The following is an 11,650-nucleotide window of genomic DNA, read 5'->3' on the forward strand; positions in this document are numbered from 1 at the left end:
GCGGTCTGTCAGCTGCAACCCTGCCAACTGACACTCCCTCTTCGCGAGCAAGCCCGCTCCCACAGGTACGGCGTCAGCCATGGGGACTTGTTGCGATATTTAAGAGCTTTCGCACCCACGCCACTGGCGTTATCCTTGATTTCATCACTATTGCCCCAGGGCGGCTAAATACGACCTTGAACGCACCCATAGAACCCCATCGTTTCATCCTCGAGCCCTTCGAGGCTCGCCGCTTCGCCAATCTGTGCGGGCAGTTCGACGAGCATCTGCGCTTGATCGAAAAGCGCCTGACCATCGAGATCCGCAACCGCGGAAACCAGTTCGAGCTGATCGGCGAGCGCAAACACACCACCTCCGCGGAAAACCTTCTGCGCCGCCTGTACCGGGAAACCAAGGGTACCGAGCTGTCGCCGGACATGGTTCACCTGTTCCTGCAGGAGTCCGCCGTCGAAGAGCTGGACAACCACTCCCCTGCCGAAGCCGCCGTCTCCCTGCGCACCAAGAAAGGCATGATTCGCCCTCGCGGCTTGAATCAGCAGCGCTACGTGAAGGAAATCCTCGGTAACGACATCAACTTCGGCATCGGTCCGGCCGGTACCGGCAAGACCTATCTGGCCGTGGCCTGCGCTGTGGATGCCCTGGAACGCGAGCAGATCCGCCGGATCCTGCTGGTGCGTCCGGCGGTCGAAGCCGGCGAGAAACTGGGCTTCCTGCCCGGCGACCTCAGCCAGAAGATCGACCCGTACCTGCGCCCGCTCTACGACGCGCTCTACGAAATGCTCGGCTTCGAATACGTCGCCAAGCTGATCGAACGTCAGGTCATCGAAGTCGCGCCGCTGGCCTACATGCGTGGCCGCACACTCAACAACAGTTTCATCATCCTCGACGAAAGCCAGAACACCACCGTCGAGCAGATGAAGATGTTCCTGACCCGAATCGGCTTCGGCTCCACCGCTGTCATCACCGGTGACATCACCCAGGTCGACCTGCCACGCGGCACCAAGTCCGGGCTGCACCATGTGATCGAAGTGTTGAAAGACGTGCCGGGCATCAGCTTCACCCACTTCCAGCCCAAGGACGTGGTGCGCCATCCGTTGGTACAACGCATTGTCGAAGCCTACGAGCGCTTCGAAACCCGTGCGGCCGATGATGCAGCCGCCAAGGATAGCCGCCGCGATGCTTGAGCTTGACCTGCAAATCGCGACCCAAGCGCCCGCCCCCAGCGAAGCCGAGTTTCGCCAATGGTGCGAACTCGCGCTGCGCCAGCGCACCGCCGACTCGGAAATGACCATTCGCCTGGTCGACGAAGCCGAAGGGCGCGAGCTGAACCACACCTGGCGGCAGAAGGATTACGCAACTAACGTCTTGTCATTCCCGGCCGATGTGCCGGACGAGTTTCTCGACATCCCGCTGCTGGGCGATCTGGTGATCTGTGTCGCCGTGGTCGAGCGTGAGGCTGGCGAACAAGGCAAGGCACTCAAAGCCCACTGGGCACACCTGGTGATTCACGGCTGCTTGCATCTGCTCGGTTACGACCATATAGAGGACGACGAAGCAGAAGAAATGGAAGCACTGGAACGCAGTTTGCTTGCTGAACTTGGCTTTCCCGATCCGTACGCGGACGACGAAAATTAAACATCCCCGAACACTTACAACAAAGGATTCAGAGTAATCGCTATGAGCGAAGATCGATCGAGCAACGGGCAGAAGTCCTGGCTAGGTAAACTGACCCAGGCTTTTGCCCACGAGCCGAAGAACCGCCAGGAGCTGCTGGAGCTGCTGCGCGACGCACACCAGAACAAACTGTTGGACAGCGAAGCGCTGGCCATCGTCGAAGGCGCCATCCAGGTTGCAGACCTGCAGGTACGGGACATCATGGTCCCGCGCTCGCAGATGGTCAGCATCAAGGTGACCCAGACACCGCGCGAGTTCCTGCCTGCCGTGGTCGACTCGGCCCACTCCCGCTATCCGGTGATCGGCGAAAGCCACGATGACGTGATGGGCGTGTTGCTGGCCAAGGACTTGCTGCCACTGATCCTCAAAGAGAACGGCGACAGCTTCAACATCAAGGATCTGCTGCGCCCGGCTACCTTCGTGCCGGAGTCCAAGCGCCTGAACGTGCTGCTGCGCGAGTTCCGCGCCAACCACAACCACATGGCCATCGTCATCGACGAATACGGCGGCGTGGCGGGACTGGTGACCATCGAAGACGTGCTGGAGCAGATAGTCGGCGACATCGAAGACGAGCACGATGTCGAAGAAGACAGCTACATCAAGCCGCTGCCGAGCGGTGATTTCCTGATCAAGGCGCTGACGCCGATCGAGAACTTCAACGAGTTCTTCGACAGCGAATTCTCCGACGACGAGTTCGATACCGTCGGCGGCCTGGTGATGAGCGCGTTCGGGCACTTGCCAAAACGCAACGAAATCACTGAAATCGGCACCTATCGCTTCCGCATCCTGAACGCCGACAGTCGCCGGATTCACTTGCTGCGCCTGACCCCAATCGCCCGGTAATTCCAAGGACTGAAATGCTCCGTCTGAACCGCCCCGGCTGGCCCGGTAACCTGCTGGCCGTGGCGGCCGGTGCAATCACTACCCTGGCCCTGGCGCCATTCGATATCTGGCCGCTGGCTTTGCTGGCGGTCGGTCTTTTCTACGCAGGCTTGCGAGAGCTGAGCCCCCGCCAGGCCCTGGGTCGTGGCTGGTGTTTCGGCTTCGGCCTGTTCGGCGCCGGGACCAGTTGGATCTACTACAGCATCCACCACTTCGGTGGCGCGTCGGTGTTGCTGGCCGGTTTTCTGATGCTGCTGTTCACAGCAGCGATTGCCTGGTTCTTCGCCCTGCCCGCCTGGGTTTGGGCCCGCTGGCTGCGACGCAACGAAGCGCCACTGGCCGATGCCCTGGCATTTGCTGCGCTGTGGGTCGGGCAAGAGGCGTTTCGCGGCTGGTTTCTCACCGGGTTCCCGTGGCTTTATTCCGGCTACAGCCAACTCGACGGCCCGTTGACGGGGCTCGCGCCTGTCGGCGGCATGTGGCTGATTTCCTTCACCCTCGCCCTGACTGCCGCGCTGATCTACAACGGCATGCGTCTGGTTCGCAGCGGCCGCAAAGCCTTCATCGCCATTGGCGCAGTGCTTCTGGTCGGCCCATGGATCGCCGGCGTGGCGCTCAAGCACCATGCCTGGACCAGCCCGTCCGGCGCGCCGTTGAGCGTCGCGGCGATTCAGGGCAACGTCGAACAGAGCATGAAATGGGACCCGGCGCAGCTCAACGCGCAGTTGGCGCTGTACCGCGACATGAGCTTCACCTCAAAACCGGTCGACCTGCTGATCTGGCCGGAAACCGCGGTGCCGGTACTCAAGGAGTCCGCTCAGGGCTATCTGGACATGATGGGAAATTTCGCCGCCGAGCGTAATTCCGCCCTGATCACCGGCGTCCCGATTCGCCAGGTGGTTCACCAGGAGAAGCGCTTCTTCAACGGCATTACCGTCGTCGGCGAAGGCGATGGCACTTACCTCAAGCAGAAACTGGTGCCTTTCGGTGAGTACGTTCCCTTGCAGGATGTGCTGCGCGGCTTGATCGCCTTCTTCGACCTGCCGATGTCGGACTTCGCCCGGGGCCCTGCGGATCAAGCGATGCTGCAAGCCAAGGGCTACCAGATTGCGCCGTTCATCTGCTACGAAGTGGTGTACCCGGAATTCGCAGCGGGCCTCGCCGCGCAAAGCGATCTATTGCTGACGATCAGTAACGACACCTGGTTCGGCACCTCCATAGGCCCGCTGCAACACCTGCAGATGGCGCAGATGCGCGCGTTGGAAGCCGGTCGCTGGATGATCCGCGCTACCAACAACGGTGTGACCGGCCTGATCAACCCGTTTGGCCAGATCACCGAGCAGATCCCGCAATTCGAGCGCGGCATTCTGTATGGCGAAGTGGTGCCGATGCACAACCTCACGCCTTATCTGCAATGGCGTTCGTGGCCGTTGATCATCGTTTGTGTGGTTCTGTTTGGCTGGGCGTTGATTGCCAGTCGGATGGCCAAGACCGTTTAAAGACAAAGATCGCAGCCTGTGCAGCAGGCTGCGATCTTTTGATCTTCAACGATAGAACAACGAATACCCCACCTGCCCTACCGCCTCGTTGATCAGCTGTCCGCTGCGCCAGATCGCCTTGAACTCCGGCATCCAGCCGCCGAACGCTTCGCCATTGTCCAGACCCAAAAACCCGACCGGCGCCGGCACTACCTCAAACCCCGCCTTCCTGAAACTCCAGACCGCCCGCGGCATATGCGCGGCAGTCGTCACAACCACCACGCGCTTGACACCTTCGGGCAACAGCACCTTGGCTGTCATTTGGGCGTTTTCCCAAGTGGTACGGCTTTGCCCTTCCTGCCAACGCACCGTCACGCCGAAATCGTCACGCAGGGAGTCGGCCATGATCTGCGCCTCGCTCGGTGGCGTGTCGTAATGCAGCCCGCCGCTGGTCAATACCGGCAAGCCCGAGGCCTTGGCCAATCGCGCCGCATAACGTTGGCGCTCCAGGCCCACACCTGTGGGCTGGTCAGTGTCCCAGGCCACATCGCCCCGTTCACGCCCTGATCCAAGCACCACGATGGCATCGGCGTGTTGCCCCAGGGTTGCCCATTCGTCGCGAGCCAGCGGTGGCTCGCGTTCGAGCAGCCCCGCGCTCCATTGCACCACCGCCGGCAGACTCATCAGCCAGAATCCACCCAGCCCAACGGCAAAGCAAAAACCGGCAAGCCGCGGCCTTGAGCGACGCAGCCACCAGGCCAGGATCAGCAACAGGATGAGAATGCCGGGCGGCATCAGAAGGTGTTTCACGAAATAACGAAAAGGCATCGAGCATCTCCATGAAGATGCCCGAAGCCTAAGTGGGTTGACGCAATGCGACAATAAATACGAAAGGACTGTGCTGCAAAAAACCACTGAACATGGGCTTTTGCCTCACTTGAACATCAGAGACCGGACCTTTACCGCGTCTCTACCGGGTATTTTGTCCTTGAGCCAGATGACCTTGGCAGAACGTGGTGCGTCGAGTTGTTTCACGGCTTCTGACAGGCATCCGTGCGTCTCACGTTCGCTGCGATCCAGGTACGCCTTGACCAGTGCAAACTCTGCGGGGCTCAAGCCGCGCAGCTCCAGTTCAAGCGGACGTTCATCACGCAGCCGGCTGGCGGTTTTTGCTGCTTCCAGCGCCAGGCCCAGACGATCGATCAGTCTTTCGTACAGCTCCGGTTTTGTAGCTTTTTGCTGTGACTCAACCATCCCTCACCTCATTGGAAGATAAGACCTACTCCCCAAATAAGAGCTTAGCTTCCATGCACAAACCGGCTGAACGCCGCGACCAACGGCCCTCGCAGCGGTTTTGGCAAGACGCGCGGCAGCAATCAGGGTTTCCCTCGGCAGAGTGCGGTCATGTATGCTACGGCGCTTCCTGTAACTCCACTTCCAGCTCGGCTGGACATCGAAATCGCCGAATCGGCGCCTTCACCGTCCAGCGTTGCATTGAAGAGGATTGGGCCACCCCTATTCAGTTCAAAAGTAGCCATGCACGAACAATATCAGCCCCGTGAAATCGAAGCCGCCGCCCAGTCCTTCTGGGACGAGCAAAAGTCCTTTGAAGTCAGCGAACAGCCAGGCAAGGAAACCTACTACTGCCTGTCGATGTTCCCTTACCCCAGCGGCAAGCTACACATGGGGCACGTGCGCAACTACACCATCGGCGACGTGATCTCCCGCTACCAGCGCATGCAAGGCAAGAACGTTCTGCAACCGATGGGTTGGGACGCTTTCGGCATGCCGGCGGAAAACGCCGCGATGAAGAACAACGTGGCGCCCGCCAAGTGGACCTACGAAAACATCGCCTACATGAAATCCCAGCTGCGCAGCCTGGGCCTGGCGGTGGACTGGTCCCGTGAAGTGACCACCTGCAAGCCTGATTACTACCGCTGGGAACAATGGCTGTTCACTCGCCTGTTCGAAAAAGGCGTGATCTACCGCAAGAACGGTACTGTGAACTGGGACCCGATCGATCAGACCGTACTGGCCAACGAGCAGGTCATCGACGGTCGCGGCTGGCGTTCCGGCGCGCTGATCGAAAAGCGCGAAATCCCGATGTACTACTTCAAGATCACCGCCTACGCGGATGAGCTGCTGGAGAGCCTCGACGAACTGGATGGCTGGCCTGAACAGGTCAAGACCATGCAGCGCAACTGGATCGGCAAGTCCCGCGGCATGGAAGTGCAGTTCCCGTACAACGTCGACTCCATCGGCGAAAGCGGCACCCTGAAAGTCTTCACCACCCGTCCGGATACCCTGATGGGGGCGACTTACGTCGCCGTGGCCGCCGAGCACCACCTGGCCACCCTGGCAGCGCAGAACAATCCCGAGCTGCAAGCGTTCATCGCCGAATGCAAGAGCGGCAGCGTCGCCGAAGCCGACGTCGCCACCCAGGAGAAAAAAGGCCTGCCGACCGGCCTGTTCGTCGAGCACCCGCTGACCGGCGAAAAACTGCCGGTCTGGGTCGCCAACTATGTGCTGATGCATTACGGCGACGGCGCGGTAATGGCTGTGCCGGCCCACGACGAGCGCGATTTCGAATTCGCCCACAAGTACAACCTGCCGGTCAAATCCGTGGTGCGCACCAGTTCCGGTGACACCAACCCTGCCCCGTGGCAGGAGGCTTACGGCGAGCACGGCGCGCTGATCAACTCCGGCGAATTCGACGGCCTGGACTTCGCCGGCGCTTTCGACGCCATCGAAGTCGCGCTGATCAAGAAAAACCTCGGCGCCTCGCGCACCCAGTTCCGCTTGCGCGACTGGGGCATCAGCCGCCAGCGTTACTGGGGCTGCCCGATCCCGATCATCCACTGCGCCAGCTGTGGCGACGTGCCGGTACCGGAAGACCAGTTGCCGGTCGTATTGCCGGAAGACGTGGTGCCGGACGGCGCCGGCTCGCCGCTGGCGCGCATGCCCGAGTTCTACGAGTGCACCTGCCCGAAATGCGGCCAGCCTGCCAAGCGTGAAACCGACACCATGGACACCTTCGTCGAGTCCTCGTGGTACTACGCCCGCTACGCCTCGCCGAAATACGAGGGTGGCCTGGTGGAAAAAGCCGCAGCCGACCACTGGTTGCCGGTGGATCAGTACATCGGCGGTATCGAACACGCCATTCTCCACCTGCTCTACGCGCGCTTCTTCCACAAGCTGATGCGCGACGAAGGGCTGGTGAGCTCCAACGAGCCATTCAAGAACCTGCTGACCCAAGGCATGGTGGTCGCCGAGACCTACTATCGTCGTGAAGCCAACGGTGCCTACACCTGGTTCAACCCGGCGGATGTCGAACTCGAGCGCGACAGCAAGGCCAAGGTCATCAGCGCCAAGCTGAAATCCGACGGTCTGCCGGTGGAAATCGGCGGCACCGAGAAGATGGCCAAGTCGAAGAACAACGGCGTCGACCCACAGTCGATGATCGACCAGTTCGGCGCGGACACCTGCCGTCTGTTCATGATGTTCGCCTCGCCGCCTGACATGAGCGCCGAATGGTCCGACTCCGGCGTTGAGGGTTCGCACCGTTTCCTCAAGCGCGTCTGGCGTCTGGCCCAGGCTCACGTTACCCAGGGCCTGCCGGGGAAACTGGACGTCGCGAGCCTTTCAGACGAGCAGAAAGCCGTTCGCCGTTCGATCCACCTGGCCATCAAGCAGGCCAGCCACGACGTCGGCCAGAACCACAAATTCAACACCGCCATCGCCCAGGTGATGACGCTGATGAACGTACTGGAAAAGGCCGCGCAAGCGACCGAGCAGGATCGCGCGCTGGTCCAGGAAGGCCTGGAAGCCGTGACTCTGTTGCTGGCTCCGATCACGCCGCACATCAGCCATGACCTGTGGCACCGACTGGGCCACGCAGGTGCCGTGATCGACGCCACCTGGCCGGTGGTGGATGAAAGCGCCCTGGTGCAGGACAGCCTGCAACTGGTCATTCAGGTGAATGGCAAGCTGCGCGGCCAGATCGACATGCCGGCCAGCGCCACCCGCGAAGAAATCGAAGCCGCCGCCCGCGCCAACGAAAACGTGCTGCGTTTCGTCGATGGTCTGACGATTCGCAAAGTGATCGTGGTACCGGGCAAACTGGTCAACATCGTCGCCAGCTAATTGGATCAGGCGCCGGGCCAAGCCTGGCGCCGAGTAAAACCTTTCGGGTCGCTTGAACGGCCCACATGGTTTCAAGGGGAGCAACACAATGATCAAACGCAACTTGCTGGTGATGGGCCTCGCGATCCTGCTGAGCGCCTGCGGTTTCCAGCTGCGCGGCACCGGCACCACCGAACTGGCGATCAAGGAACTCGACGTCAGCGCGCGCAACTCCTATGGCGAAACCGTGACGCAACTGCGTCAGGTGCTCGATAGCAGCGGCGTCAAGGTCTACACCGGCGCACCCTACAAGCTGGTGCTGACGGACGAGCAGGAAACCCAGCGCATCCTCAGCTACGCCGGTGCTGGTCGTACTGGCGAATATCAACTGAACACCACGCTCAACTACAGCATCCTCAGCCAGGGCAATCTGTCGTTGATCAATGACAAAATCGAAGTGGAGAAGGTCTTCATCCACGACGGCAACAACCTGGTGGGTTCCGACCAGGAAGCCGCCGACGCCCGCAAGGAAATGCGTCGCGAACTGGTACAACGCATGATGCTGCGCTTGCAGCAGATTTCGCCGACCCAGTTGCAACAGCTGCAGCAGACCGCCGAAGCCCGCGCCAAGGCAGAAGCCGCGGCACTGGAAGCGGCGCAGAAGGCTGAAGCGGATACTCCGCGTCAGTCGCCTATCGAAATCCCGCAGCAGTAAGACTTACGGGGCGCTCTGGCGCCCCGTTCGCCCTCTCTTATGAAGCTCGCTCCCGCCCAACTCGCCAAGCACCTGCAAGGCAGCCTCGCGCCGGTCTACGTCATCAGTGGCGATGATCCGCTGCTGTGCCAGGAGGCCGCCGACGCCATCCGCTCTGCCGCTCGTCAGCAGGGCTTCGATGAGCGTCAGGTGTTTGCCGCCGACGCCAATTTCGACTGGGGTACATTGCTGCTCGCCGGGGCCAGCATGTCGCTGTTCGCCGAAAAGCGCCTGCTGGAACTGCGCCTGCCCTCAGGCAAGCCTGGGGACAAAGGCGCCGCCGCGCTCATCGAATATTGCTCGCGACCGGCCGAAGACACGGTACTGCTGATCAGCCTGCCGAAGCTCGATGGCAGCGCGCAGAAAACCAAGTGGGGCAAGGCGTTGGTCGAAGGCCAACAGACCCAGTTCGTGCAAATCTGGCCAGTGGATGCCAGCCAGCTGCCGAGCTGGATCCGTCAGCGTTTGTCCCAGGCCGGGCTGTCCGCCAGCCAGGACGCGGTAGAGCTGATCGCTGCACGGGTCGAAGGCAACCTGCTGGCCGCCGCCCAGGAGATCGAAAAGCTCAAGTTGATGGCCGAAGGCGGTCAGATCACCATCGAAACCGTGCAGGCGGCGGTCGCCGACAGTGCGCGCTTCGATGTCTTCGGGCTGACCGATGCGATTCTCAACGGCGAGGCGTCCCACGCCCTGCGCATGCTCGAAGGCTTGCGGGGTGAAGGCGTCGAGCCACCGGTGATTCTCTGGGCCCTGTCCAGGGAATTGCGCCTGCTGGCCAACATTGCCCTGCAATACAGCCAGGGCACGCCGCTGGACAAGGCATTCAGCCAGGCCAGACCACCGGTATGGGACAAGCGCAAGCCGCTGATGAGCAAGGCCCTGCAACGTTATTCAGCACCACGCTGGGCGCAGTTGCTGCTCGAGGCGCAGCGTATCGACGCGCAGATCAAGGGCCAGGCGGCGGGCTCGCCGTGGATGAGCCTGAGTCGCTTGACGCTGTTAATGGCCGGTCAGCGACTGCCGTTGCCTGCCGAATAAGCGTTCCGCGGTCTTTTTCCTACAAATCACGCCTGCATTTGCACTATGGACATCCGTCCCATTTCGGCCGAATATCTGCCGCGCAAAAAACACCCACTCGCGAGAATCCATCATGAGCAAAAAGCCAGCAAAGCATGGCCCCAACAAGGCCAAATCCATCATCGCCCAGCCACTGTTCCGCAGCCGTCAGGAACGCCCCGGCAAGGGCAAAGGCAGCTACCGTCGCGAAGCCTTCCGGTCTGATAACCGGGAGGCTTTTTACTTTCTGGCGGCCTGAAACGGCAAGCATCCGCTCAACATGTTAAGGTCTGCACCTGATTCGAATTACCTGGACCTGTGCATGCCCCTTTGTCTTTCCCGTCGTTGGCACCTGCGCCAATTGATCGCTGCCTCCAGCCTCATTTTGCTAGTCGCCTGTGCGGAAAAACCCACCGCCGCCGACGCACAGCAGCTTCAGACGCCTCCTCTGGCCACTGCTCCGGCCATCGTTGCACCCGTGGTCCCCAGCGGTGAAAACCTCGATATCCAGCCGACCCAGACCTTCGCCGAGTGGCAGGCAGGTTTCCGCAAGGACGCCCTGGCCGCCGGGATTCGCGCCGATCTGTTCGACCGCGCTTTTGCCAACGTGAGCTTCGACCCCAGTGTGATCCGTGCCGATCGCAGCCAGCCTGAGTTCACCCGCCCGGTGTGGGAATACCTCGATGGTGCGCTGTCACCGTTGCGGATTCGTAAAGGTCAATCGCTGCTCAGCCAGTACGATGGCGTCCTGCAGAACATCGAACAGCGCTATGGCGTCGATCGTGAAGCACTGGTCGCGGTGTGGGGCATGGAAAGTAATTTTGGCCAGTTCCAGGGCAGCAAGTCGGTGATCAATTCGCTGGCGACCCTGGCCTATGAAGGGCGCCGGCCGGGCTTTGCCCACGCACAATTGATCGCCGCGCTGCAGATTCTGCAACAGGGTGATATCGAACCCGAGAAGATGCTCGGTTCCTGGGCCGGCGCCATGGGCCAGACCCAGTTCATTCCGACCACCTACAACACCCACGCCGTGGACTTCGATGGCGATGGTCGCCGCGACATCTGGGGCAGCTCCGCCGATGCCCTGGCCTCGACCGCGCACTACCTGCAAAGCTCCGGCTGGCAGAGAGGCCAGCCGTGGGGCTTTGAAGTGCAACTGCCGGGCGGCTTCAACTACCTGCTGGCCGATGGCACGATTCGCAAGAGCGTCGCCGAATGGCGTCAGCTGGGTGTAGCCCTGCCCAATGGCGGCCAGGTTCCGCCAGGCTCGGAGCAACTGTCCGCCGCCCTGCTGCTGCCGGCCGGTTATCGTGGCCCTGCGTTCCTGGTGCTCGACAACTTCCGGGCGATCCTCAAGTACAACAATTCGTCGTCCTACGCGCTGGGCGTCGGCCTGCTGTCTCAGCGCTTCCATGGCGCGGGTCTGATCAGCGGCACCTGGCCGAAGGATGACTTGCCGTTGAGCCGTACCGAGCGAATGGAACTGCAAAGCCTGCTGAGCGCCCAGAATTACGACGCGGGCACCGCGGACGGGATTATCGGTGCCAACACCCGAAAGGCGATCCGCAGCGCGCAGCAGTCGTTCGGCTGGCCGGCGGATGGGTATCCGACGCACAAGTTGCTGGAAGGGTTGCGTAACCGCTAAAAAGCTTCGCGGGCAAGCCTCGCTCCTACAGGTCGGTGA

Annotated in this window: 11 protein-coding genes; 9 read left to right on the plus strand and 2 right to left on the minus strand. The window is 61.3% G+C overall.

Annotated features, from left to right (window positions below; genetic code table 11):
- Positions 1-176: 176 nt before the first annotated feature.
- Genes ACW9JE_RS23660 through lnt form a run of 4 tightly spaced genes read left to right on the plus strand, consistent with a single transcriptional unit; the run spans position 177 to position 4,055 of the window.
- A complete protein-coding gene (locus tag ACW9JE_RS23660) occupies positions 177-1,184 on the plus strand; it encodes a PhoH family protein (protein ID WP_224540663.1) in 1,008 nt (335 codons plus the stop codon).
- Positions 1,177-1,635, plus strand: a complete 459-nt coding sequence (gene ybeY / locus ACW9JE_RS23665; RefSeq protein WP_224540661.1) for an rRNA maturation RNase YbeY — start codon at positions 1,177-1,179, stop codon at positions 1,633-1,635. The genes ACW9JE_RS23660 and ybeY overlap by 8 nt, the downstream gene beginning before the upstream one ends.
- A gap of 42 nt (positions 1,636-1,677) precedes the next feature.
- The gene (locus tag ACW9JE_RS23670) at positions 1,678-2,517 is read left to right on the plus strand and encodes an HlyC/CorC family transporter (protein ID WP_224540659.1); all 840 of its coding nucleotides are present in this window, start codon (positions 1,678-1,680) and stop codon (positions 2,515-2,517) included.
- 14 nt (positions 2,518-2,531) lie between these two features.
- Entirely contained in the window at positions 2,532-4,055 is a 1,524-nt protein-coding gene (lnt, locus tag ACW9JE_RS23675; protein WP_224540657.1) for an apolipoprotein N-acyltransferase, read from the plus strand.
- 45 nt (positions 4,056-4,100) lie between these two features.
- Here lnt and ACW9JE_RS23680 read toward each other — a convergent pair whose 3' ends face one another.
- Complete coding sequence (locus ACW9JE_RS23680; protein ID WP_457434122.1) at positions 4,101-4,862, minus strand: YdcF family protein; 762 nt, start codon at positions 4,860-4,862, stop codon at positions 4,101-4,103.
- A 105-nt stretch (positions 4,863-4,967) separates the two neighbouring features.
- A complete protein-coding gene (locus ACW9JE_RS23685; protein ID WP_224540653.1) occupies positions 4,968-5,288 on the minus strand; it encodes a hypothetical protein in 321 nt (106 codons plus the stop codon).
- Between the two features lie 282 nt (positions 5,289-5,570).
- Here ACW9JE_RS23685 and leuS point away from each other — a divergent pair, with 282 nt between their 5' ends.
- The 5 genes from leuS to ACW9JE_RS23710 all read left to right on the plus strand — a co-directional run bounded on the left by leuS (position 5,571) and on the right by ACW9JE_RS23710 (position 11,611).
- Complete coding sequence (gene leuS, locus ACW9JE_RS23690; protein WP_457434123.1) at positions 5,571-8,177, plus strand: leucine--tRNA ligase; 2,607 nt, start codon at positions 5,571-5,573, stop codon at positions 8,175-8,177.
- 88 nt (positions 8,178-8,265) lie between these two features.
- A complete protein-coding gene (locus ACW9JE_RS23695; RefSeq protein WP_224540649.1) occupies positions 8,266-8,871 on the plus strand; it encodes an LPS-assembly lipoprotein LptE in 606 nt (201 codons plus the stop codon).
- 39 nt (positions 8,872-8,910) lie between these two features.
- Entirely contained in the window at positions 8,911-9,948 is a 1,038-nt protein-coding gene (gene holA / locus ACW9JE_RS23700; protein WP_175377173.1) for a DNA polymerase III subunit delta, read from the plus strand.
- A gap of 112 nt (positions 9,949-10,060) precedes the next feature.
- Positions 10,061-10,225: an alternative ribosome rescue factor ArfA gene (gene arfA / locus ACW9JE_RS23705; RefSeq protein WP_175377172.1), complete on the plus strand. Its 165-nt coding sequence runs from the start codon at positions 10,061-10,063 to the stop codon at positions 10,223-10,225.
- A gap of 63 nt (positions 10,226-10,288) precedes the next feature.
- Positions 10,289-11,611: a lytic murein transglycosylase gene (locus ACW9JE_RS23710; protein ID WP_457434124.1), complete on the plus strand. Its 1,323-nt coding sequence runs from the start codon at positions 10,289-10,291 to the stop codon at positions 11,609-11,611.
- Positions 11,612-11,650 lie beyond the last annotated feature (39 nt).

The sequence above is a fragment of the Pseudomonas sp. SDO55104_S430 genome, from assembly GCF_054070595.1.

Excerpts from the sequence above, each read along its gene's own strand:
- ybeY (WP_224540661.1), top strand. The coding sequence starts at position 1,177 with ATGCTTGAGCTTGACCTGCAAATCGCGACCCAAGCGCCCGCCCCCAGC.
- ACW9JE_RS23670 (WP_224540659.1), top strand. The coding sequence starts at position 1,678 with ATGAGCGAAGATCGATCGAGCAACGGGCAGAAGTCCTGGCTAGGTAAA.
- lnt (WP_224540657.1), top strand. The coding sequence starts at position 2,532 with ATGCTCCGTCTGAACCGCCCCGGCTGGCCCGGTAACCTGCTGGCCGTG.
- ACW9JE_RS23680 (WP_457434122.1), bottom strand. The coding sequence starts at position 4,862 with ATGCCTTTTCGTTATTTCGTGAAACACCTTCTGATGCCGCCCGGCATT.
- ACW9JE_RS23685 (WP_224540653.1), bottom strand. The coding sequence starts at position 5,288 with ATGGTTGAGTCACAGCAAAAAGCTACAAAACCGGAGCTGTACGAAAGA.
- leuS (WP_457434123.1), top strand. The coding sequence starts at position 5,571 with ATGCACGAACAATATCAGCCCCGTGAAATCGAAGCCGCCGCCCAGTCC.
- ACW9JE_RS23695 (WP_224540649.1), top strand. The coding sequence starts at position 8,266 with ATGATCAAACGCAACTTGCTGGTGATGGGCCTCGCGATCCTGCTGAGC.
- holA (WP_175377173.1), top strand. The coding sequence starts at position 8,911 with ATGAAGCTCGCTCCCGCCCAACTCGCCAAGCACCTGCAAGGCAGCCTC.
- arfA (WP_175377172.1), top strand. The coding sequence starts at position 10,061 with ATGAGCAAAAAGCCAGCAAAGCATGGCCCCAACAAGGCCAAATCCATC.
- ACW9JE_RS23710 (WP_457434124.1), top strand. The coding sequence starts at position 10,289 with ATGCCCCTTTGTCTTTCCCGTCGTTGGCACCTGCGCCAATTGATCGCT.